At 50.8% G+C, this 21,488-nt stretch carries 23 protein-coding genes and 1 pseudogene; 12 read left to right on the top strand and 12 right to left on the bottom strand.

The genetic code is table 11. The annotated features are described in order from the left end of the window. Positions 1–207 precede the first annotated feature (207 nt). Positions 208–1,731 carry a 15-cis-phytoene desaturase gene (gene pds, locus JVX88_RS19755; protein ID WP_225931122.1) on the top strand — a complete coding sequence of 508 codons (1,524 nt, stop codon included), beginning with the start codon at positions 208–210 and terminating at the stop codon, positions 1,729–1,731. Positions 1,732–2,020: 289 nt separating this feature from the next. On the opposite strand, the pseudogene JVX88_RS38670 reads toward pds, so the two are convergent. Next, positions 2,021–2,704: pseudogene (locus tag JVX88_RS38670) on the bottom strand (AAA family ATPase); the annotation flags it as partial. 426 nt (positions 2,705–3,130) lie between these two features. Here JVX88_RS38670 and JVX88_RS19765 point away from each other — a divergent pair. Further along, positions 3,131–4,165 carry an ABC1 kinase family protein gene (locus tag JVX88_RS19765; RefSeq protein WP_211619868.1) on the top strand — a complete coding sequence of 345 codons (1,035 nt, stop codon included), beginning with the start codon at positions 3,131–3,133 and terminating at the stop codon, positions 4,163–4,165. Here JVX88_RS19765 and JVX88_RS44240 read toward each other — a convergent pair. Next, positions 4,047–4,316, bottom strand: a complete 270-nt coding sequence (locus tag JVX88_RS44240) for an ArsR/SmtB family transcription factor (RefSeq protein WP_410503794.1) — start codon at positions 4,314–4,316, stop codon at positions 4,047–4,049. The genes JVX88_RS19765 and JVX88_RS44240 overlap by 119 nt on opposite strands. On the opposite strand from JVX88_RS44240, the gene JVX88_RS38675 reads away from it, so the two are divergent. Next, a complete protein-coding gene (locus JVX88_RS38675) occupies positions 4,281–4,454 on the top strand; it encodes a hypothetical protein (RefSeq protein WP_225931864.1) in 174 nt (57 codons plus the stop codon). The two genes, JVX88_RS44240 and JVX88_RS38675, sit on opposite strands and share 36 nt — an antisense overlap. Before the next feature lie 7 nt (positions 4,455–4,461). Here JVX88_RS38675 and JVX88_RS19775 read toward each other — a convergent pair whose 3' ends face one another. The 3 genes from JVX88_RS19775 to JVX88_RS19785 are packed head-to-tail and all read right to left on the bottom strand — an operon-like array spanning position 4,462 to position 6,501. Then, the gene (locus JVX88_RS19775) at positions 4,462–5,142 is read right to left on the bottom strand and encodes a DinB family protein (protein WP_211619870.1); all 681 of its coding nucleotides are present in this window, start codon (positions 5,140–5,142) and stop codon (positions 4,462–4,464) included. A 34-nt stretch (positions 5,143–5,176) separates the two neighbouring features. Next, positions 5,177–6,280 (bottom strand): hypothetical protein, encoded by a 1,104-nt coding sequence (locus JVX88_RS19780; protein ID WP_211619871.1) that lies wholly within the window; start codon positions 6,278–6,280, stop codon positions 5,177–5,179. Continuing rightward, positions 6,280–6,501: a hypothetical protein gene (locus JVX88_RS19785; protein WP_211619872.1), complete on the bottom strand. Its 222-nt coding sequence runs from the start codon at positions 6,499–6,501 to the stop codon at positions 6,280–6,282. The genes JVX88_RS19780 and JVX88_RS19785 overlap by 1 nt, the downstream gene beginning before the upstream one ends. Here JVX88_RS19785 and JVX88_RS19790 point away from each other — a divergent pair. Next, a complete protein-coding gene (locus JVX88_RS19790; protein WP_211619873.1) occupies positions 6,500–7,360 on the top strand; it encodes a hypothetical protein in 861 nt (286 codons plus the stop codon). The genes JVX88_RS19785 and JVX88_RS19790 overlap by 2 nt on opposite strands. A gap of 15 nt (positions 7,361–7,375) precedes the next feature. On the opposite strand, the gene JVX88_RS19795 is transcribed toward JVX88_RS19790, so the two are convergent. From JVX88_RS19795 to JVX88_RS19815, 5 genes are all read right to left on the bottom strand, one after another. Then, positions 7,376–8,050 (bottom strand): Rho termination factor N-terminal domain-containing protein, encoded by a 675-nt coding sequence (locus JVX88_RS19795; protein ID WP_211619874.1) that lies wholly within the window; start codon positions 8,048–8,050, stop codon positions 7,376–7,378. Positions 8,051–8,054: 4 nt separating this feature from the next. Further along, complete coding sequence (locus JVX88_RS19800; RefSeq protein WP_410503795.1) at positions 8,055–9,380, bottom strand: AAA family ATPase; 1,326 nt, start codon at positions 9,378–9,380, stop codon at positions 8,055–8,057. A 63-nt stretch (positions 9,381–9,443) separates the two neighbouring features. Continuing rightward, positions 9,444–10,409 (bottom strand): hypothetical protein, encoded by a 966-nt coding sequence (locus tag JVX88_RS19805; protein WP_211619876.1) that lies wholly within the window; start codon positions 10,407–10,409, stop codon positions 9,444–9,446. Positions 10,410–10,498: 89 nt separating this feature from the next. Next, entirely contained in the window at positions 10,499–11,245 is a 747-nt protein-coding gene (locus JVX88_RS19810; RefSeq protein ID WP_211619877.1) for a GntR family transcriptional regulator, read from the bottom strand. Positions 11,246–11,532: 287 nt separating this feature from the next. After that, on the bottom strand, positions 11,533–12,114 hold the full coding sequence (locus JVX88_RS19815) for an EamA family transporter (RefSeq protein WP_211619878.1): 582 nt from the start codon (positions 12,112–12,114) through the stop codon (positions 11,533–11,535). Between the two features lie 206 nt (positions 12,115–12,320). On the opposite strand from JVX88_RS19815, the gene JVX88_RS19820 reads away from it, so the two are divergent. Together JVX88_RS19820 and JVX88_RS19825 are read left to right on the top strand one after the other, a co-directional pair. After that, positions 12,321–13,334, top strand: coding sequence for a helix-turn-helix transcriptional regulator (locus tag JVX88_RS19820; RefSeq protein WP_211619879.1), 1,014 nt, complete (start codon positions 12,321–12,323; stop codon positions 13,332–13,334). 95 nt (positions 13,335–13,429) lie between these two features. Beyond that, a complete protein-coding gene (locus JVX88_RS19825) occupies positions 13,430–14,239 on the top strand; it encodes an AMIN domain-containing protein (RefSeq protein WP_211619880.1) in 810 nt (269 codons plus the stop codon). Positions 14,240–14,393: 154 nt separating this feature from the next. Here the strand turns inward: JVX88_RS19825 and JVX88_RS19830 are convergent, their stop codons facing one another. Next, positions 14,394–16,514 (bottom strand): type II CAAX prenyl endopeptidase Rce1 family protein, encoded by a 2,121-nt coding sequence (locus tag JVX88_RS19830; protein ID WP_211619881.1) that lies wholly within the window; start codon positions 16,512–16,514, stop codon positions 14,394–14,396. On the opposite strand from JVX88_RS19830, the gene JVX88_RS19835 reads away from it, so the two are divergent. The 5 genes from JVX88_RS19835 to JVX88_RS19855 all read left to right on the top strand — a co-directional run bounded on the left by JVX88_RS19835 (position 16,486) and on the right by JVX88_RS19855 (position 20,724). Beyond that, complete coding sequence (locus JVX88_RS19835) at positions 16,486–17,259, top strand: Uma2 family endonuclease (RefSeq protein ID WP_211619882.1); 774 nt, start codon at positions 16,486–16,488, stop codon at positions 17,257–17,259. The genes JVX88_RS19830 and JVX88_RS19835 overlap by 29 nt on opposite strands. Positions 17,260–17,511: 252 nt before the next feature. Then, complete coding sequence (locus tag JVX88_RS19840) at positions 17,512–17,973, top strand: ATP synthase subunit I (RefSeq protein WP_263975180.1); 462 nt, start codon at positions 17,512–17,514, stop codon at positions 17,971–17,973. A gap of 75 nt (positions 17,974–18,048) precedes the next feature. Continuing rightward, positions 18,049–18,804: a F0F1 ATP synthase subunit A gene (atpB, locus tag JVX88_RS19845; RefSeq protein WP_211628780.1), complete on the top strand. Its 756-nt coding sequence runs from the start codon at positions 18,049–18,051 to the stop codon at positions 18,802–18,804. Positions 18,805–19,108: 304 nt separating this feature from the next. After that, complete coding sequence (locus tag JVX88_RS19850; protein WP_211619883.1) at positions 19,109–20,059, top strand: carbon-nitrogen hydrolase; 951 nt, start codon at positions 19,109–19,111, stop codon at positions 20,057–20,059. A 95-nt stretch (positions 20,060–20,154) separates the two neighbouring features. Further along, positions 20,155–20,724, top strand: a complete 570-nt coding sequence (locus JVX88_RS19855) for a DUF4145 domain-containing protein (protein ID WP_211619884.1) — start codon at positions 20,155–20,157, stop codon at positions 20,722–20,724. Here JVX88_RS19855 and JVX88_RS19860 read toward each other — a convergent pair. Further along, entirely contained in the window at positions 20,711–21,238 is a 528-nt protein-coding gene (locus JVX88_RS19860) for a methylated-DNA--[protein]-cysteine S-methyltransferase (protein WP_225931123.1), read from the bottom strand. The genes JVX88_RS19855 and JVX88_RS19860 overlap by 14 nt on opposite strands. 2 nt (positions 21,239–21,240) lie before the next feature. On the opposite strand from JVX88_RS19860, the gene JVX88_RS19865 reads away from it, so the two are divergent. Then, positions 21,241–21,453, top strand: coding sequence for a hypothetical protein (locus JVX88_RS19865; protein WP_211619885.1), 213 nt, complete (start codon positions 21,241–21,243; stop codon positions 21,451–21,453). The last annotated feature ends 35 nt before the right edge of the window (positions 21,454–21,488 follow it).

A 21,488-nucleotide genomic window follows, 5' to 3' on the forward strand; every position in this document is an offset into this window, starting at 1 on the left:
TATAGGACCGCCATAGGACCGTAGCTTAGGAGTCAATGCGTATAGCTCTCAAATCTTGTATCTTACATCCGGATCCACTTTTACCTTTTTATCTTTCCTTTAGATTCTCACGGGAATCGGGTCGAAATGTAACAGTTTGCAACATATAATATGAGAGTCAATACGACACAAATCACTGACACCCATCACTGAAGGTAAAAGCAATACATGCGAGTTGCAATCGCCGGAGCAGGACTAGCGGGTCTAGCTTGTGCCAAATATCTTACAGATGCCGGACATACCCCCATTGTTTTAGAGAGTCGTGATGTCTTGGGCGGTTTGGTGGCAGCTTGGAAAGACGCAGACGGAGACTGGTACGAAACGGGATTACATGCTTTTTTTGGAGCTTATCCCAACATGCTGCAACTGCTGAAAGAGCTAGGCATCGAAGACCGCTTGCAGTGGAAGCAACACACCCTGATTTTTAATCAACCCGACAAACCCGGCGTTCTATCCCGGTTTGATGTGCCCGATATTCCCTCTCCCTTGAATGTGATCGTGTCAATTCTGCGCAACAACGACATGCTGACCTGGGAGCAGAAGATTCGCTTTGCGGTTGGGTTGCTACCTGCCATTGTGCGGGGACAAAAGTATGTTGAGGACATGGATCAGTACAGCTTGCTGGAGTGGCTGAGACGGCAGGGCATCGATGAGCGGGTCAACAGCGATATTTTCATTGCTGCTTCTAAAGCGTTGACGTTTATCAACCCCGAAGATGTTTCGGCCACGGTACCGTTAACGGCTCTAAATCGGTTTTTGCAGGAGCGATACGGGTCCAAAATCGCGTTTTTAGATGGGTCTCCTACCGAGCGCCTCTGCCAGCCGATTGTAGACTACATCGAAGCGCGTGGCGGCCAAGTGCACCTGAAGAAACCCTTAAAGCAGATTTTGCTGAATGAAGACGGCAGCGTGCGCGGTTTCTCGATTCGCGGCCTAGATGGCGCCCCGGATGAAGTAATTACCGCCGACGCTTATGTTTCGGCCATGTCAGTGGATGTGGTTAAGGCGTTGTTGCCTTCAGAATGGCGGTCGATTGAGTTTTTCCAGAAGCTAGACCATCTAGAAGGCGTGCCGGTAATCAATCTGCATCTCTGGTTTGACCGTAAGCTGACCGATGTCGATCAACTCCTGTTCTCGCGCTCTGATCTGCTCAGTGTCTATGCCGATATGAGCATCACCTGCAAAGAGTACGCCGATCCTGACCGCTCGATGCTGGAACTCGTGTTGGCTCCTGCAAAAGACTGGATCGACAAATCGGACGAAGAAATTATTGCCGCCACAATGAAGGAACTCGAGAAACTGTTCCCGCAGCACTTTGGCACAGAAAACCCAGCCAAGCTGCGCAAATATAAGGTGGTGAAAACTCCCCGGTCGGTTTACACTGCCGCTCCCGGTAGCCAAGCCTATCGACCGGATCAGGTGACGCCCATCTCGAATTTCTTCCTAGCGGGGAGTTATACGATGCTTGGACTTTGTCCATTGCTAGTGGCTTCAGTTCTTTTACCAGCAAAGCTTCTAGCTGGTCAGCGGCTGTTCGACGCAGTTCGGTTAGACGGGCACAGGCGGCTTCTAGGGCAGCTTGACGCTCTTGATGGTTTTTCTCCAGCACTTCCAACGATTGGCCGCCACCGCTCAGTTCTTCCAAGTCCCGCTGGACTTGCTGACTGTAAGCAATCGCATCAGCCAGGGTAGGGCCGTATTTGCGGCAGATCTGCTTGAGCTGGACGATCCGCTCCTCGACGGTTTGCAACCGCTCTGGATCAGTTTCCAAATTTTCGCCATAGGCGTTGATTTGCCGTCCGGCTTCTTCCACCTGCGCTAGAGCTTCGCTGACCATATCCAGAATCGGCTGCAACTGGGAGTCGTAGCGCAACATGTCCGTCAGCAAATTCTCAGCTTCGCCCAACAAATCGGCACAGGCTGAGTCGCCGCTGTCGTTTTGGTAGAGCGCCTGATAGACCTGGTAGCTCTGTTGCTGTAGCTCCACGCTATGGCTGAGCCGCTGGCGTTCCTGTTCGAGCTGGTCGAGTTCGTCGGGTTCGGTTAACTGGGCCGCAGTCAGTTCTTTGGCCTGATACTCGAATAAGTCGAGCTGCTGGAGGCGCTGTTGCTCAAACTGGCGTCGTTTTTCTAGGGCTTGCAGGGCTTGTTGCATCGCTTGATAGGCGGCAGCCACCTGTTCCCGCTGTTGAATCAAGGTCACACCACCAAAACCATCCAGCCATTCTCGCTGCAAATTGGGTTGACCGAGCTGAAGCGTTTGGCCTTGAGCCGTGATTTCCAGCAACCGGTCGCGCAAAAATTCCATCTGCTGTTTGTTCACCAGCACGCCATTGACGCGGGAACGACTGCGCACATTGCCTCGGCCCGCCACCACTTCCCGACTGCACACCAGCGTCATGTCATCCACTAGCTCGATTTGCTGCTCGGATAACCAGGCAATCAGGGATGGATCGAGGTCAAAGGTCGCTTCAATTAGGGCCCGTTCGGCTCCGGTGCGAATAGCGCGGCTAGAGACCTTACCACCCAAGGCTGCATCGAGTGCATCTAAAATAATCGATTTTCCGGCTCCTGTTTCTCCCGTTAATACATTGAGTCCGGCACCAAATTCTAAATCGAGTTGGTCAACCAGGGCAAAGTTTTCAATCTGAAGGGAAATCAGCATGAATCAATCACGACGGAGTAGTAGAGCCAAGACACTCATCTATCAGTTTAGTAGTTGACTTTGCTTTTCAATCACTCCTAAGGTGAAAGCGTCAACCAGATCTAGCCCTGCCGCTCCTCTGCCCTTCAGCCTAGCCCGGTCTGGTCAAGACAAGACCTGACTGCACTGTTACAATACGTTTACAATGCTTTACACATAATTAAGTCGGTTCTGCGGCAGATTGAGGTCTGATTGAGGTCCGATCGGCAAGCTATCAGGAATCCGTACTACGGCAGACTGGTTATCGCGCTGGCGTAGCGACCAGAACACAACCTGGTTATGAGTAGAGTGAGAAAGGGGAGCGCAACCCCACTGTTTACTTAGATTATTCATAGATTATTCAGAATCACTTTTTGGAATCTGCTTGATCGATATACCGGAGACTCCATGCAAACCCTATCTTCGTCTGATCCACGCACCGAGCCAGTTCCAGGAATTGTAGTTGAAAGTGAACTTCATCCTGCTCCAGAAGAACACCTCAAATCGGTGCAGGTGAATGTGCTGGATCCGGAGGCGGTGGCACAACGATACGATCCGGTGGCGATTGCCCAGCATTATCGGGGGCGGTTCCTGCAAGTTTGGGGCCGCATCCTGAGCGTGTTTTGGATTTTTTCTACGTTTATGGTGGCTCTCTGGTGGGACCGGCGCACCAACTCAGTGGAACGTAGACAGCCGAAGCGAGCTGCCCAACTGCGCGAAATTTTGACGACACTGGGACCGGCCTATATCAAAGTGGGGCAGGCGCTTTCGACTCGGCCTGACTTGGTGCCACCTGCTTATCTCGAAGAACTAGCCCAGCTACAGGACCAGTTGCCGCCCTTCCCAAATGAGATTGCCTTTCGCTTTATCGAAGAGGAGCTAGGAGACTCGCCGGACCAGATCTATGCCGAACTGTCAGATCATCCGCTGGCAGCGGCTTCCTTGGGACAGGTGTATAAAGGCAAACTCAAGAGCGGCGAAACGGTAGCGGTGAAAGTGCAGCGTCCTGGCCTTGCTCAGCAGATTACGCTGGACCTCTACATTCTGCGGCAGCTCGCCGTGTGGGCCAACAAGAACTTCAAGCGCATCCGCAGCGACTTGGTCGGCATCATGGATGAGTTTGGTGCCCGCATTTTTGAAGAAATGGACTATACCCAAGAGGGGCGCAATGCCGAGCGGTTTGCCCAACTCTACGGTCATTTACCGGATGTGTATGTACCGCGCATCTACTGGCAATATACCCAGCGGCGCGTCCTGACGATGGAGTGGATTACCGGCACTAAGCGTACCTCGGTTTCTGACGGCGTGCTCACTTCTGCTGGTTTCATTTCTCTCGCTCCTTGTTCTCTTGTTGTTTTAACTCGGCAAACAGCGTATCGAGCTGCTCGTATCGGTTCTCCCAGATCCTGCGGTATTGCTCGAGCCATTCGTCGATCTCTCTAATTCTGTCAACCTCAAGGCTGTAATAAATTTCGCGGCCTTTTTGTTCTTGTGTAACGACCCCACACTCGGCCAGTATACGCAGATGCTTAGAAACAGCCTGGCGTGAAGTATCGAAATGCTCCGCAATAGCATTCGGCGTCATCGCCTGCAACGCGATAAGCGCGATGATCGCCCGTCTTGTCGGGTCAGCAATGGCCTGAAAAACATCTCGTTTCATAACATCAAACAGGAGTATGCAACCATTCAGTTGCATATGTCAAATGCAATCGAACGGTTTCGTATGATCTGATTTATTACTATGCTGGAAGGGGTTCCCAATCATTCTTGAGCATCAGTTGCTCGATCCGGTAGGCGTGGAGCATCTCATGGACAAACAGGTGGCGGAACATTATGAACACCGAATAATGATCGAACGCCTCGTGGACGGCGGTCTTTTGCCACTCTTCGGGGGTGAGTTTCTTTAACCTCTCAACGAGCGAAGCACGCTCGCGGACGTATCGCTCAAGGCTTTCGTCAAGGTCAACTTCGAGCATCGCTCCTGCTTCGTCCTCGGCCGAATTTTCGATCGTCTTTATGAATGGCTCAGGCTCCGACAATATCAGATCAAGCCGCGCCCGAAACGCAACATCCGACTGCGACAAATGAACCGCATTCTCATAAGCCGACCATTTCGTCGGACTTGGACGTCGTTTCAGTATCTGCAGTGGCACCTCGCGGATCAGAGGAATGATCACGCCCGGAGCCGTTTCTAATGCGGAAATTAAGGTTACTGTGTCGTTCATTATTTTCTGGTCTCCGTCGGAGACAAGACCGAAAGGTTCGCGAGCGAGTTTACACGTTTTGTCAGCAATTGGCACCGCTTCGTGAGACACTTTTACGGCCTCGGGAGCGAGTTGTAGTGCTTCGGGACGAACTGTTACTGCTTCGCAAGCCATTTTAACCGCTTCGTCAAACCCTTGAGGGCCTTCGTGAGGCACTCGCAAGCCCTAGTGAGCTATTGAGACCGCTTCGTCAAAGTGGCTTCTTCACGAAGTTCAAGCGATCCATAATATCGAGACTTGCTCTGTGAACTTCTATCCCGTTTGCATCTTGATCGTAGTACCGCCGCTCTAATGCCTTGAGTGCTTCAGGCAATGAACCCTCGAATCGAGTGTGAATATACAAAACAGGATTGGGACCCTTTTGCCACCCAACCTCAAGAAAAGCGAGGATACCGGCATATGTTGGTTTTTCGTCGCGTTTTTGATTGAAATAGCCATCAGGATCAAAGCCACTTTCAAGAACGCATCCGTCGTAACCGACTTTCTCGAAGGTATGGCCAAACAAAACCTTGTCGAAATGCTCAAGTTCGGTTGATATTCCAGAGGCGTCTATCGCTAGCAATACTGCTTCATCTGAAGAACGAACCTGCCGCTTCTTCCGCTTTAGCGCGAGCCTAATTCGATCTTCTGAGTTATCAAAAACGGTTATCGGGGGTTCAAACATTAGGCGTCCAGATTTTGACTCTCCTGGCCAAAGAGTAATTCGGATCATGCCTGTAGGTATTTCCTCATTCAATTCCAATTTATCGCCGTCTTGTCTTTGCGGTAACTTAGAAAACATTGAGTCTAAGGCTCGCTTGAACTCCTTTTTTGAATCCGCTAAACCGATCCTTGGAAGTTCCCGCACTCCGCATCGCCATCCGGCCGGCAGTGTATTTTCGATAATTTCTAGTAACGGATTTCGTCGTACTACTTCGTCACAAGCATGAGCATTGAACACTGGAGAGATGGCTTCCACGATGATTGAGCAGTCGCGGAACGAAGCTTTGAAATCCGGTTGTCTTCCCTCGTTATTAGGTGGTTCGACTACGATGGTTGCACCAAGTTCTTGTAAGAACCTACAAACAATCAATTCGAAAAAAGCACTTTTCCAACGAGGTCGAGCGTTCTTCATGAATGACTCACTAGCTTCTAGTGGGACTTTGAAGAGATTTTCGTTCAGGAAACGACGACACTCTTTGGCTTTCCAGTTACTGCAACGCGCTAACCATTCCAAAGTATGCTCTTCACGGCTTGCCGCTGACTCGTCATCCCCAGATGGTTCAGGAAACCAAATTTCAGGACCTTCCTGCATCAGGCCGCGACATTCTCCATACGGTTGTAGACGGTATCCCTTTCCACGGCCTCAAACCCTGCACGCTCGATCATTTCGATAATCTCGGCTTTGGCCATTTTTACTTCGCCGCCGGATTCGACCGAGTAGCTGTGGGTGAGTTCGCCGCCGTCGGTGATGGTGCCGTCGAGGTCGTTGGCTCCGAAGTGGAGGGCGGTCTGGGCGGTGGCTTTGCCGAGCATGACCCAGTCCCGGATTCGCCACTTTACGTCTCTAGAGCTGATTGAGATGCTGAAGGAAGCCCTGATTACTCTGCAAGCTAGCGAAATTCAGGCTCCGCTGCTGGAACGCACCAAATTTGCCGGCTATTCCTTTAGCTACCAACGACCTGATTTAGCCAATTCCCGCGATCGGATTGGCATTGTCTGGACTGAAGACCAGGGCATGGACAATTTCTTTCGCGTCATGGAAGCCTGCCAGCGAGCGCTTGAGCAAAATCTCTGTCAAACCCTGTATCTGATTCGGGCCGAAGGAGTTGGCAAACCCAGCCTCAAGGGCCACCAGCTTTATCAACAAATTTTTTCCGTCACACCTCATTGTCATATTCAGCCGGATATTGCCTCAGTTCAATGCCTAGCCGCCTACTACAGTTTGGTGAAAGATGCCCGCGAAGGCGATTTAGTCATCGGCAGCCAAACGATTGGCCTGAAGCTACTGCAATCTCTGACCGAGCAGTCCCAGATTTGGCAAGACTGTACGCTGCTACAGGCGTTGGGCATGGTGACTGTACGAGATCCGGAGCCAGCCGCAGAGTCGATTGCACTAGCCGCAAATTTTGAGTCACCCTTTCCGCCCCTTCCCGATCTAGGCAATGGTCATCGCTTGAGCCGCCAAGTCGAAGATTATTTACTCAGCCTGGTGCGTACCCATCCGGTGATTGGTTTGCAAACGCTAGTCCAAAATTCTTTAAGGCAGTTTCCCCAGGTGGATGAGGTGTTTGTGAATCAACGCATGAACTATTTACAAGAGACCAAAAAGATTCAGATATTAAACCCTAATGCATCAAATGATGCAAAATTAGTGGTACACACAACATCATGATGAATACTGTCATTGCTAACTATTAAGTAGGAGATCAATCAGCTCTCCTTTCTTTTTATTGGAATATTTTTTAAGCCCTCGTTCCTTCGCAAGTGCCTGTAGTTGTTTTATAGTCATATTTGCAAAAACTACAGATTGACTCAACTTGCTAAAGGAATTATCCAAAACTCGAAATTCTTGAGACAAACTATTAACATTTTCTTGTATTTCATTTATGGTTTCCTTAATTGAGTCGGAGTAGTGTTTAAGCTTTTTCTCAAGAGAATTTTCAACATGTCGTTTCAACAAAGTTTCAACCTGCTTCACTATGTCAGGAACTGGGGTTTCAGCTCTCCCCAACAACTGCTCAATTTCCTGTTTTGCGAGTACAACCTCTTCATCGGTCATGTCGAAAACCCAGACCCACAGCTTTTCAATCTCCAACTCTCTCGCAACAAGACACCAATCTACCCCATAAACAACTTCATAGTCTTCCTCTTCACTATATGCATCAGTACGACGAACAATCACTGGAATTAAATTTGTGTTTTGTTGCTTGAAGCTATTGCTTAAGGCTTCAAATCTATCAGGAGAGATTTCTAATGATTCAGTCTCTGGAATCGCAATCTGGAAAGTATAAACCTGACCATGACTAATTGGTTTGACTTTAAGGTACTCAACTATACGTTTTTGGCGCTCTAATTGATCCATCACATCAAACTCCTGTTTTTTGAATGAGATGCTTGGCTAAATTGATATAACAATTCAGTGCATCTTGGGCAGCTTCTTTATCACGTTGGTCCAACTCATTGTCATACTCGGCAAAGCAAACGGGATATCCCTTACCCGAAGCCACAGAAATCATGGAGAGACTTGGAATCCAAGTTTTTTCAGGAAAGAGTTCTACATTTTTACTTTCATCCCTTTTTGCTAAAACATTAACAATTTCATCAACCATGTTACGAGCAAGCTTATGAGCAGTCCTATTATACATACTGACTGCAACACCCAAAATGGGCAATGGTTCTCCATCTCTGGATTGATCAATTGCAATTGCTCTATTGACTACATACTCCAAAGCTCTAATAGGGTATGGTGCTAATTGGGTAGGTACTAACACTCCTGAAGATGCCATAAGAGCAATAGTATTTACTTTTCCAAAGGAAGGAGGAGGATCAATAAAAATATAGTCATATTCAGTAGTGTATTTTTTAAGCTTTTTCTTGAGTACTCGATCAATATCAGGCGTCATGATCAAAGTCGCTTCCATGTCACTTAAGCGAATGTGTGAAGGAACAATATCTAGCTGCACATTGCCCCACCTTCTCTTTAATATCACTTGTTCTAGAGGTAATCTAGGATCTATTAGCAGATCAGATATATCCTTTCTTTTCTCATACTCAACATCTTTCAAAGGATCAACTCCTAAACCTGTCGTTAAATTTGCTTGAGGATCAATATCAATCAAAAGAACTCGCTTGCCTAGAGAATTTAGTGCAGCAGCAAGGTTAATTGTTAATGTGGTTTTTCCCACCCCACCTTTATTGTTGAAAATGGTGATAATCATGCCTTGTTTCTCCTTCGCTTCAGTTGTAGGTGTCACCTTAGTTTGAACTCCAGGATATGAGTTCTGCTGCTTCTCAAGCAGATTAGTCACTTCTTCACTATCGAGGGAAATTCCGGCTCTGGGACCAGCATTACCCAAGATGCAAATCGTGCCGCCTCTAGCGGTGGCTGCTGCATTGGCCGAAGCACTGCCTCGAATCAAGATTTGTCCTGCCATCAGGTTTTCCCCTACCGACCAACCGCAGTTGCCGTCGATTTCGAGATGAATCTGCTCGCTCAAGCCACCACAGTAGTAACCTACTGGACCGGCAATCTGGATTCTCATGCGGGTGTCCATTCCGACAGCGAGGTTGTGGCGTCCGGCTGGGTTGGTTAGCGTCACTTGCTCTAACCCTTCAGCCGCCAATGTGCGCAACTGTTGGTTGATTTCTCTGGTGGTTAGCTCGCTACAGTCAACCACAGTACCAGTTAGCATTTCCTGTTCGATCATAGTTTTTATTTGATGAAGTGATTAGAATATTCACGATTACTTGCTCCTCTAGTGGTTAACTAGCGTTCGTTCTGCTGTTTCTTTAGCTGTAGGCAGCACTGACCAGATATTGACCTCACCTGCACTCGGCTCGCGGATTGTGGCGTTAGAGTCAAAGTTAGGCAGATTGAGCAACGCCCGATATTCAGAAGCAATCGCAACCATATCCTCAGTTTCGTAGATCACGGCGGGTTTGGCGGCGAATTTGTCGCGCACTAGAGCCACTTTATCGCGGGTGGCAACCAGGAAGGTATAGGTGCCGTCGATGTCATCCAAAAGCTGATACAATCCGGCTTCCAGGGATTTACCTTGCAGTAACTGATAGTGAATGTAGTGGGCAATCGCTTCTGAGTCGTTTTGGGTTTGAAACATGGCTCCCATTCGCTCTAGCTGAAACCGCAGTTTATAGTAATTGGACACCTGCCCATTATGCACAAGCGCCAGATCGTAGCTGCTGGTAAAGGGATGGGAATGGTGCGTATCGACGACCGATTCAGTCGCCATGCGGGTGTGGCCGATGCCATGCGTACCGGAAAAATGGTTGAGGCCATATTTGCGGTTGAGAAGTTCGATCGCGCCGGTTTCTTTGTAGATTTCCATTGCCTGTCCCATGCCGACGACATGCAGCATCGGGAACTGGCTGTGCAAAGCTTGCTTGAACTGCGCCGGATCAAAGTTGCCGTTGGCTAAATCGATCACGAGCCGCAATCCTTCGGGAATCGGTTGGCAATCTACCAGAGAATTCATTGCCGCCAACTGCTGCTCTAACCACTGCTGCACCTGCGGCCACGGGGTTGAGGAATTGCCATGCAGTAAGAGTTTGATCTGCGCTGCCGTAACCTGCCCACTGTAGAGCGCCACGCCGCACGAATCAGGCCCGCGAGTTTCCAGGGGTTGAATCAGGGAAAGCAACGTTGAACCCAGACTATCGTAGAGTGCTGAGTTGTAGTAAATCAGCCCTGCAATACCGCACATGATGATTAATCTTAAAGATGCAACTAGTTATAACAAGTAGAGAATTGCGGAATTGTGTCACGAGTTACGCTTTGAACTCAGATTGCAGTCTACATCGACGACTTCTTCAATACCACCGAATAGGAAAGACGATCGGCTCGCGACAGGGTTTCTCCGCAAATTACCGGCTGGTTTCCGGTAGTATAGGCGACATAGCGATTCACCAACAGCGGTGCGCCCAGGGTGGTTTCCAGATGTTCGCTGATTTCGTGGCTGGCATGGGTGCATTCCAACAGCGCTTCTACCCGTTCGATTAGGACGCCATTTTTGTCGAGAGTAGGATAGATCAAGCTCGATTGCAATTCGGTGGCGAAGGTTTGACCTAGTTCCAGCAGAATGTAGGTGATATCGATGGCGACCGGAATTTCATCTACTAAAATTACTTTTTTCTGACAGTACACCTCTGACTGATGCGGCGGAAGCTGCAAGTTGGTTGCCACTGTGGGCGAAGCCGGCAAGACTTCAAATGAAAGGCTGCGAATCGAGGCGGAGGCATTCTGCTGGGCCATGTCTTCGTCAAAAAAGATCAATGGATTGGACAGCGAGCGGGTCATTTTGCGGCGCTCTTTCACAAACACCCCTTTGCCGCGATGCGATACCACCAGCCCCTGACTGACCAAATTGGCAATCGCTCGCCGCACCGTAATCCGACTGACGTGGTAATGCAGCATCAGTTGATGTTCGCTGGGAAGCTGTTCGCCGGGTAAAAACTCGCCGCTAGCAATCTGTTCCCGCAATTTTTCGGAAATGATTAAATGGAGAGGCAACTGCGGCTGAGCCGCGATCGGTCTAGACATAAATAAAGAAGGGAGTTCAAACCGCTTTTAACTTATACGGTTCCCCCCTTTCTGCAAGCTACGAAGTATACACAAGTCCTCTCAGCTTCCTTTTCTGGGATGCCTGCAGGGCTATAATCTTGCATCAATGGGAGACTTTGAGGATTTGTGTGTACACAGTAGCTTTCTGCAAGGAGGGCTAGGGGAGATCCCCAACGGTCAACAATGGCAGCAGGGCCTCGACGGTGGATCTATCTTTGCTGGCTAGATGGAGTTCTACCGCTGGAGTTGCAATTAAATTCTTTTTCCTAGGGCATTTCCTTCTCTGGATCAATTACGGCATCAACTACAGGTAAATTCGTGGGAGCAGTTACCGGGTTAACTTCAACTTGTTCAATCGGTTCAACATCCATATTCGGAACATTGGTTGGTGCAGTGGCTGAGGCAAAGCCACCTTCTGGATAAATCAGCACTAAGGCTCCTGATATAATCAACCCGGCTCCCAGGATTGTTTTTAGGGTCATTGCTTCGCCCAGAAATAGAAACGACAGAATCAACACCAGGGCCAATCCTAACTTGTCCACCGGAGCGACCCAGGAAGCGGGTGCCATTTGCAGCGCTTTGAAGTAGCAAAGCCAAGATAGCCCGGTCGCTATACCGGAAAGTACTAAAAACAGCATGGTTTTTTCAGAGAGGGTCAATAGCCCGCGCCATTGCCCGCTCACTCCCACAATTCCCCAAGCGATGATTAAAATAACGACGGTGCGAATAGCAGTAGCCAAATTAGAGTTTACATTCTCTACGCCAACCTTTGCGAAAATAGCAGTTAACGCAGCAAAGAATGCTGAAAGTAAAGCAAAGACCCACCAGCCTTTGTCATAGTCTGTCATCTCAAATCTCCATTTGTTTTGGGCCAGAACCCGATCTCTACTTACCAATCACAACAGCTACCGCTGAAATTGCAGCCACTGTTACTAGGTAATTGGCCCGATTGCATTGAACGCCACCAAGCCATATGATAAACGAGAATCTTTATCAGCAATCATAATTTATTGCAAACATCCCAATCATTTTCGGCAAGGAATGCGGTGCAACAATGGCAATCATTCTTTCAGAGCAGGATTGGTATGACCTGTGGGAAGAAGGCAGGCAAGCTGGGACAATCAATGAGTGTAGTAATGATTTTGAAACCCATCGGCAGGGATATTGTCGGTTGATTGGGCAGGTTCATGAGTGGTGCATGGAACTGCAAGAAGGACTAGAGATTTGCGGTTACGACTATCATCTAACCAATCATTTGCGGCTAACAGCACAGAATCAGGACTGTGTTTGGTCGGTGCTGAGCTTCTTTGTCGCAGGCGATTCTCACACCATCCTACACGGCTTAACGGACTATGTTGATGAAGCCTCTGGACGGACTTACCTGAGTTGTTTTGCCAATGTTGATGAGACAGAAGATTGGGCTGCTGAACAGCGAATGCTGAGAGTGCAGGTTTGTGTGAATCCAGCCAAATTTTTGAAAAACTTTGCTTCCGAACACTTGCAGTCCCTACCGCGCGAAATCAGGCAAGCCGCCGCAGGCAAAATACAACCCTACTACTACTTGAGTACCATCACACCGATGATGCAAACTGTGATTCACCAAATCCTGGATTGCCCTTACCAAGGGTTGATGAAGCGGCTCTATCTAGAGGGTAAAGCCTTGGAATTAATCACGCTGCGCTTCTGCCAACTGCAAGAAACTAGTCAGAGATCTACCAAAACACCTGCATTGAAATCCGATGACATCGACCGAATTTATCAGGCTAGGGCCATCTTGATAGAAAATCTGGAGAATCCGCCATCGCTACTGGGACTGGCTCGCCAGGTCGGGCTGAATGACTGCACATTGAAGCGGGGATTTCGTCAGGTCTTTGGTAAAAGTGCCTTTGGCTACCTGCATGACTATCGGTTAGAACAGGCCCGTCAGCTTTTGGAGCAGCGCCGGTTGAATGTGTCTGAAGTTTGCCGTGCTGTCGGGTTTGCCAATCGCAGCTATTTTGCCTCGGCCTTCCGCAAAAAGTTTGGCATCAATCCTAAAGATTACCTATACCACAAAAATTCCGCCTAGCGTTCAAGAAATTCCGTTGAGTGGCCAGGTCTAGCTTCAATCCCGCCCAGTTCCTCAGTATTCTTGCAAAAGATTGTCATGAGTTTTTACTAGGAATGGCGCGAGAATTGATGATTGACTCAGGCGAACGGCTAATTTGGCTGGCGAGTGTGATGTCGGTATTGGTAGCTTATCCAGGTTGGGCACAGCCCATCTCCCGTGATGCAGCAGCCGCCATAGAAGTGACCGAGACTGAGATTCCCCGACTCGATCAGTTAGAGCCATCTGCTACCACGGTTGATGAGTGGCTGGCGCAAGTCTCGCCAACGTTTGTCCAGGTGACTGAGGTGCGGCTAAATCCGCTGGCAGATGGGATAGAGGTGATCCTAGAAACCACCGGAGAACTGACGCCGAATGCGCCAAATATTGTTGGCAATGCCCTGATCACTGAGATTCCGAACGCTAGTTTGGCGGGAGACGCGTTCCGCCAGAGTAATCCGGTTGCAGGAATTGCCCTGGTGGAAGTGACGAATCTACCCGGCAATCGGGTGCGGTTAGCGGTGACTGGTACCACGGCTCCCCCCACGGCAGCAGTGCGGACTGAGGCGCAGCAGGTGACTTTCAGCATTGCAGCTCAAACCAGCGGGTCGGTCGAAGCTCCAGATGATGCGCTGCAAGTTGTGGTGACGGGGGAACGTTGGTTCCTTTCAGGTTGTTGTTGCGATTGTCGCCTTGCTTTGGCCTTCGGTCATTATATCACTGCCGCCATTGTCGTCGTCATTATCGTCATCGTCATCAAATTCGTCAGCAATATCTTCAATGTCATCATCAATTTCATTAATTGTGTCATTAATATCATCGGCTGCATCGCTCGCATCATCAATAAAATCGCCGACATCATCGACTACATCAACAACATCATCTAGAAAACTTCGTGTTTTACCGATTCTAATATTACTCATGTCAATTCTCCGTTTGCTGAAGCTCATTGTAGTCTAAGCATTGCCAAAACTCAAATGTGGTTGTGAGAGCCGCAATTGCCGCATCGCTATTGTCATTGAACTGGTTGGAATCTGCCAGTCATGGTTTCGCTAAGCGGGGTGCTGCATCATGCCATTGCTGTCCTCCCAATAGTAACCACCAAACGCTCACTGCAGCCCAGTGAATGATCGTAATCGTCCATAACGAACCGGTATAGCGGTAGGCAATTATGCAGGCAAAGCCTAGTAGCACCACTAATACCAGCAAAATCGGTCTGATGGCAGCTTTTGAACGCCTGAGCCTAACAGAAAGCACATAATAGGCCACGTAGATTCCCAACGCTAACAGTGCCCAGCTCCACCAGGTGAATTCAGAAACCCACGGTTTAGGGTAAGGAATCAACAAAACTCGGAATATATACTCCTTCAACAGAGCAGGAACGAAAAGGAATCTAATCAATGTGAGTATCGTTTGATACCAAGGCAAAGTACTAGGTTGCCAAGAGAGGAAATGGGTCGTGGAACTGACCGGTGAAGCAATGTAGGCGGTTTGAGTGATGGCAAAAGCTAGCACAATGAAACCCAGTAAAACTGCTAGCGTGATCAGCCAATCGGTGATATTAGGAATTGTCACACCGCCAAAGGTGCGATGAATCAGAACTGAAAAAATGGGAATTTGGGTGAGGGGTAGCTTCCAGCCACCCATCGCTAGCGTTGCTTCTAGAGGTTCAATACCCGGATCGTTGCCGCCAATTTGGTTAGGGCGCAGAAACCATAGTTTGGCACCATTAGTGAGAAACAACATGCCCAGCTCATCGTGGGCCTGACGAGGTAAGGCTGTGCGCCAGCTAATCAGTCCGGTCAGCAGATTGCGAATTTGGAAATCATCGATGCTGATGAATTGATCATCTTCCGAGCGCACTCCCATCAGCACTTCGCCATTCTGAGACCAATCCCAGCGCACTACGCCCATTGGTGTCAAATGATTTTCTAAGTCGGTCCCCAATTTCATCAGGCGTCGAAATCGTTGAGTTGTCGGATCGTTGGGATTGGCTCGCATCCATTCCATCACCTGTGGGTTGGTCTCAATTATTTGGCGAAAGCGTTGCATGGCTAAAAATAGTCCCTGAGCTGAATCCTGGACGCAAGAGGTGGCCGACGTAATCGTAGAATCACCGCTGCCGTCGCCAATCCGATAGCGCGCACCGATCAGGCTGGGTTCACCCAGCAACTCATTAAAAAACGACAGCCGCGTGCCGCCAAAGTTGTAGTCTTCGGTGAGCGTATCCAGCTTGATGAGCACATCTGAAACCGGGCGAGTTCCTGCTTTGCCGCGTACCAAATTGCCCATATAGTTGCGCCAGGTATTGGCACCGGAGATGGTTCCGTCTGAACTGTTGCCGTAGACCTGAAGATAATCGATGTCGAAGATCAAATCATTCGTGAAGGGGTCACGCACAACCCGCCCCAAGCCAAAGGAGAAGTGTCCTGCATAGGTTCCTAAAATCAAAGATTCATGAGCTGCATGATTACCACCCCGTCCACCAAACAAGTGCATCACCAGCACCCGATCGCCCTCTTGCCAATCTACTAGAGCATTACCTGAGCGGTTCGCAGTTGGAACGACCAATACAGTCTGAATCGTTCCCTTGCGCGTCTCTACGGCTTCCCAGTTGCGGAAGTTGATGTAATCCAGTCCTCTGCGAAACCCTAGTACCGTCTGCTGCGGCTGAAGCTGCACTATCGAGCGGGGCTGCATAGCCTGTACGGTAAAAACGCCTGCCTGATCGAGTGCTCCCGAGATATACCAACCGGCCTCACCTGCCGGAGATTGGGCCAAATCGCGGGTCGTCATGTTGTAGACGCCGTCTTTGTCTTGGGGCTGCTGCGGAATCCGAATGATTTCTTCAACCCCATCAAATTGGCGAGAAACTGGGTTGTAGTGACGTACCCGCATCCAATCGCTGGTACAGGGTGGACTGCCTGGACATTGGGTTGGCAAGGCTGCGTTGGCCGGCAGCACTGGCTCAACAAACTTGACCAGCCCGTAGTAGCGTCCGGTTTCCTGCACAGGTTCACGGACGATTCGCAGCGTGAGCGAGTTACTAAGTGAATTCTCTGGTAAATAGCTCAGTGAATCACCCAATAATATCTCCTTTCCTTCTCGCTGAACATCCCCTCGCAACACAACCGTGACATCATCAAAAGGACGCGGCGCCACCCTGCGGCTGAAAGCCTATGCCCAAACCCAGATCTTCACCGGCACCGACTTGAACCTCTACTACGATGTGCACCATCCGCTTTGGCATAAGCGGCCCGATTGGTTTTTGGCCTTGGGCGTACCCCGACTGTATGATGGCGTTGATTTGCGAGCTAGCTATGTGGTGTGGCAAGAGGGCGTGAATCCGTTTGTGGTGGTGGAGTTGCTTTCTCCCGGTACCGAAAAAGAGGACTTGGGGCCGTTTGCTGGTACAGAACCAAGCCTGGAAGACCTAACCGATGCGGATCAAAGCTCAGAAGCTGATTTTTCTGATCGCAGGACAGAAGCTACCGCTGAGTCTGGCAATGGTCAGACTGGAAAAGCTTCTCCCCCCAGCAAATGGCAAGTCTACGAGCAAATTCTGCGAGTTCCCTACTATCTGGTGTTTAGCCGCTATACGAATCGCCTCCGCTGCTTTCAGTTGATGGGCGGCCATTATCAAGAACAGCTCTTAGCAGCAGACGATCCGCGAGTTTGGATTCCAGAATTGGAGCTGGGTTTGGGCCTCTGGCAGGGCGAGTACGACGGCATCAATCGCTTGTGGCTGCGCTGGTATGATGCCTCTGGTAGCTGGGTACCCACCGAAGCCGAACAAGCCCGACTCGAAGCCGAACAAGCCCGACTCGAAGCCGAGCAGCTTCGACTAGAAAACGCACGATTGGCAGAACGACTGCGGCAGTTGGGTATTGACCCAGAGGAGATTTGATCCCCTAAAAGGCCACACGACCAGCCCCCTGCCTTGTTAGGATTGAGCCAGGATCAACCCATCAGCGATCTGCCCTTCATTGATCTCGCCTTCATTGGTCTCGATCAACTGTCTGTAGCTGCTCTGACAGCAAAAAAGTGACATTAATTTTTTGATCTCAACTTTACTAAGTATTGTTACCTGTCGGTGCTATGATCTTTGAGGGTCAAGCTTGACCCAGCCAACTACTCCGAACTAGGTTCTATAGGTTCCGTGAACTCGTCAGAACTACCGCTTGAGCCGACCACACCTGAGACAGAATTGCAGTCCGATATTTCGCCAGAGAATCAGCCTGGTGGCTTACCGCCAGAGCCGAATCCCTCTATGCAGGAATATTACAAGCTGCAAATGTACCTGCTGAAAGTAACCCTGATATTAACAGGAATTATTTTCCTCTCGGTTTGGATTTTCTACTCTCTTAATATTGCGCTCAATTATCTAATTGGCGCGTGCACAGGTGTGGTTTACTTAAAAATGTTGGCTAGAAACGTGGAGCAGCTTGGTAGGCAGCGCAAGCAGGTGGGCAAGACGCAGCTAGCATTGTTTGTTGCTGTCATTGTATTGGCATCGCAACTGCAACAGCTAGAAATCTTACCTATTTTTTTGGGTTTCCTGACCTATAAAGCAGCGCTCATCGTTTTTATGTTTCGGACCCTATCTACTCCTTATTCTTAGATTTTTCTACGAAGCAGGAGTAGATGCTTTTAGAGTGTCTTATGTCCACTATTTTTGGACAGTTTTCTGATGCAAATGCTGAGTTTTCTGGACACCTTCACTGCGTTTCCGCTGGCTGAATTAGAAGTGGGCAAACACTTCTATTGGGAAATCGGCAACCTCAAACTCCATGGGCAAGTTTTTATCACGAGCTGGATTGTGATTGCGATCTTGCTGACGGCTTCTGTGCTGGCCACTCGCAATATCCAGCGGGTGCCGCAGGGAATCCAAAACGTGATGGAATACGCCCTAGAATTTGTGCGCGATATCGCCAAAAACCAGCTAGGCGAAAAGGAATATCGTCCTTGGCTGCCATTTATTGGTACGCTGTTCCTGTTTATTTTCGTTTCTAACTGGTCAGGGGCATTAATTCCTTGGCGATTGATTGAGCTGCCGGAAGGCGAGTTGGCCGCTCCGACGAGCGATATCAACACCACGGTGGCACTAGCGCTGCTGACATCCCTAGCATACTTCTATGCCGGATTTAGCAAGCGAGGGCTGGGCTACTTCTCGAAGTATGTCGAGCCGACCCCGATTTTGCTGCCGATTGCCATCCTAGAAGATTTCACCAAACCCCTTTCCCTCAGCTTCCGACTTTTCGGCAACATTCTGGCGGATGAACTAGTCGTTGCCGTGCTGGTTCTGCTAGTGCCGCTGTTTGTGCCGATCCCGGTAATGCTGTTGGGGTTGTTTACTAGTGCCATTCAGGCGCTTGTATTTGCCACTCTGGCAGGTGCCTACATTCATGAGGCCGTCGAGGGGCACGGTGGAGAGGAGCATGAAGCGCATTAGTGCTCTTGCTGACGTAAGGTTTTGGAGTTCTGAATTGTAGGGTTGGACTAGATTTATCCTGCCGACAATACTGACCTCTGGTCAGAGAAATCAGAAGCCAAAAAGTTGAACATGTCATTCATTTGTTTTGTTTACTGAAGGAAGAAAATCATGAATCCTACTATTGCTGCTGCTTCTGTTATTGCTGCTGCTCTCGCAATTGTTCGAATCCTAGATCCCCTGTTTTTCAGCCCTTTTGCGGGCTGTTGGCCGTTGCCGCTGCGACGCTGATGGAGACGCCCGCGGGGCGACGCGGGAGTGGTCGATGGCACGGCGAGCCGCAGCGGCATCTTCATCGAGCGTGGTGTCGGTGGGTCTGACGCAGATGGCGTGCGTCGAAGACCCTCGCGAGAACCGGGCGCGTCAGGCGAGGCTGCTCGAGGCGGCGGCCAAGGGCGGGGCGCGGGTGCTGTGCACGCAGGAGCTGTTCGCGAGCCAGTATTTCTGTCAGGCCGAGGACCACCGGTTCTTCTCGCTGGCGGAGAGCATCCCGGGGCCGAGCACGGAGCTGTTCTCCAAGATCGCGCGGAAGCACGGCGTGGTGATCGTGGCGAGCCTGTTCGAGAAGCGGGCGAGCGGTCTGTACCACAACACGGCGGCGGTGATCGACGCGGATGGCTCGCTGATGGGGATCTACCGGAAGATGCACATTCCGGATGATCCGCTGTACTACGAGAAGTTCTACTTCACGCCGGGCGACACGGGGTTCAGGAGCTGGAGGACGCGGCACGCGACGATCGGGGTGCTCATCTGCTGGGACCAGTGGTTTCCCGAGGGGGCGAGGCTGACGGCGATGGGCGGGGCGGAGATCCTGTTCTATCCGACGGCGATCGGGTGGCACCCCAAGGAGAAGAAGGAGTACGGTGTCGCGCAGCACGACAGCTGGGAGACGATCCAGCGTTCGCACGCGATCGCCAACGGGTGCTACGTGTGCGTGCCGAACCGGATCGGTCACGAGCTGGTTCGCGGTGCCGACGGGAAGCCTGTGAGCAAGGACGGGATCCAGTTCTGGGGTCAGAGCTTCGTGGCGTCGCCCAATGGCCAGGTGGTTCACCGGGCGTCGGTCGACAAGGAAGAGGTCGTGATCGTGGACTGCGACCTTTCGAAGGTCGAGTTCGCCCGGACGCATTGGCCGTTTCTTCGGGATCGGCGGATCGATGCGTATGGGGAGATGACGCGGCGGTTCACAGGAGACCGCATGGAGTTTCGTCCATGACGAATAGACCTCCGAGCATTCCGAAGCCGAGTGAAACAGTGTTGCAATCGGGCACCCAGCTTTCAACAATATGCCCGTCGTGTCGGAAGCATGTTATGCTGAAAGAACTTAGCATACATGATATGGGTTTTCGTGCTCCGTCAGAAGGTCAATACTTTGTGATCGGTTGGCGCGTTTGTCCGGATCGAGATTGCAGACAGTTGACCGCGGTGAGCTATCTGCACGGTGCTGCGTCCGGCCCGAGTCGGGTCTGTTTCTGGCCAAGTTCGACAATCCAGGTTCAGACAGACGGGCTGCCAGAAGAGATCAAGCAGACCATCGACGAGGCCGTGCGCTGCTTCGAGGCGGCGTGCTGGCGGGCGGCTGTGGTCATGGTCCGGCGTGCGATTGAGCTTATTTGCGACGAAAAGGAGGCAAAGGGCGACAAGCTGAGACAAAGGCTCGATGATCTCGCGACGAAGGTCGCGATCACTCCGGAAGTTGTTGAAGCACTCAGCAATCTAAAGGATCTTGGTAATGATGCGGTACATGTTGAGCTCAAGGATTTTGATTCTATCGAAGAGAAACATGCTCAGCTAGCTATTGAAATAATAATTACAATATCTGCGTCGTTGTTTCGTGCAGAAGAGCTGTCCAGGAAACTCAAGGCTCTCAAGTCAACGTAATATCGACCTGCGTGATGTCTGTGCAGTCCCTCTCGTGCGTCAGCAGCCACTGCTTTCGCCAGATGCCGCCCGCGTAGCCCGTGGGCGAGCCGTCGGAGCCGATCACGCGGTGGCATGGGATGATGATGGCGATGCGGTTGTCGGCGCTTGCGCGTGCGACGGCGCGGGCGGCGGTGGGTCGGCCCAGTGCTTGGGCGAGCTGGGCGTAGGTGCGTGTCGTGCCGTGCGTGATCTGCCTGAGTGCGTCCCAGACGCGGCGCTGGAAGGGCGTGCCTGGGTCGGCCAGCGGCACGGTGAACGTGAGGGAGGGGGCTTCGAAGTAGCGCGCGAGTTCGTGCGCGGCGTGATCGAGGACGGGATGTCGGCCGGGCTGGATGTTGGAGGTGAAGTGGCGTCGGAGGGTCGCGAGCTGTCGGTCGATGGCGCGGCGGTCGTTGAACTCGAGCATGCAGAGGCCGCGGTCGGACGCGATGGCGAGCATGGTCCCCAGGGGCGTGTGGATCTCCGTGGACATCAGTGTGTGTTCGATCGCGGCGGGCATGGTTGATTGTTGGTGGAGGCGGGAGCGTGTGGGCGCCGGGATGGAGCGAGTGGGGCGGCTCGGGCTTATTGTGGGCCCATGAGTACACGGCTGCGAACGCTGTCGGGCACGCCACTTGGGCAGGGGTTTCGGTTTCCCGCGGAGTGGGAGCCTCAGGAAGGGACGTGGTTCAGTTGGCCACGGCCTGAGGGGATCAGCTTTCCCGGGCGGTACCACGAGATCG

It is taken from the genome of Leptolyngbya sp. 7M (assembly GCF_018128485.1).

Bases quoted from the DNA above. Each gene is read 5' to 3' on its own strand.
- pds (WP_225931122.1), top strand. From the start codon at position 208: ATGCGAGTTGCAATCGCCGGAGCAGGACTAGCGGGTCTAGCTTGTGCC.
- JVX88_RS19765 (WP_211619868.1), top strand. From the start codon at position 3,131: ATGCAAACCCTATCTTCGTCTGATCCACGCACCGAGCCAGTTCCAGGA.
- JVX88_RS38675 (WP_225931864.1), top strand. From the start codon at position 4,281: ATGCTCCGCAATAGCATTCGGCGTCATCGCCTGCAACGCGATAAGCGC.
- JVX88_RS19780 (WP_211619871.1), bottom strand. From the start codon at position 6,280: ATGCAGGAAGGTCCTGAAATTTGGTTTCCTGAACCATCTGGGGATGAC.
- JVX88_RS19790 (WP_211619873.1), top strand. From the start codon at position 6,500: ATGACCCAGTCCCGGATTCGCCACTTTACGTCTCTAGAGCTGATTGAG.
- JVX88_RS19785 (WP_211619872.1), bottom strand. From the start codon at position 6,501: ATGCTCGGCAAAGCCACCGCCCAGACCGCCCTCCACTTCGGAGCCAAC.
- JVX88_RS19795 (WP_211619874.1), bottom strand. From the start codon at position 8,050: ATGGATCAATTAGAGCGCCAAAAACGTATAGTTGAGTACCTTAAAGTC.
- JVX88_RS19800 (WP_410503795.1), bottom strand. From the start codon at position 9,380: ATGCTAACTGGTACTGTGGTTGACTGTAGCGAGCTAACCACCAGAGAA.
- JVX88_RS19805 (WP_211619876.1), bottom strand. From the start codon at position 10,409: ATGTGCGGTATTGCAGGGCTGATTTACTACAACTCAGCACTCTACGAT.
- JVX88_RS19810 (WP_211619877.1), bottom strand. From the start codon at position 11,245: ATGTCTAGACCGATCGCGGCTCAGCCGCAGTTGCCTCTCCATTTAATC.
- JVX88_RS19815 (WP_211619878.1), bottom strand. From the start codon at position 12,114: ATGACAGACTATGACAAAGGCTGGTGGGTCTTTGCTTTACTTTCAGCA.
- JVX88_RS19820 (WP_211619879.1), top strand. From the start codon at position 12,321: ATGGCAATCATTCTTTCAGAGCAGGATTGGTATGACCTGTGGGAAGAA.
- JVX88_RS19825 (WP_211619880.1), top strand. From the start codon at position 13,430: ATGGCGCGAGAATTGATGATTGACTCAGGCGAACGGCTAATTTGGCTG.
- atpB (WP_211628780.1), top strand. From the start codon at position 18,049: ATGCTGAGTTTTCTGGACACCTTCACTGCGTTTCCGCTGGCTGAATTA.
- JVX88_RS19850 (WP_211619883.1), top strand. From the start codon at position 19,109: ATGGCACGGCGAGCCGCAGCGGCATCTTCATCGAGCGTGGTGTCGGTG.
- JVX88_RS19855 (WP_211619884.1), top strand. From the start codon at position 20,155: ATGCTGAAAGAACTTAGCATACATGATATGGGTTTTCGTGCTCCGTCA.
- JVX88_RS19860 (WP_225931123.1), bottom strand. From the start codon at position 21,238: ATGTCCACGGAGATCCACACGCCCCTGGGGACCATGCTCGCCATCGCG.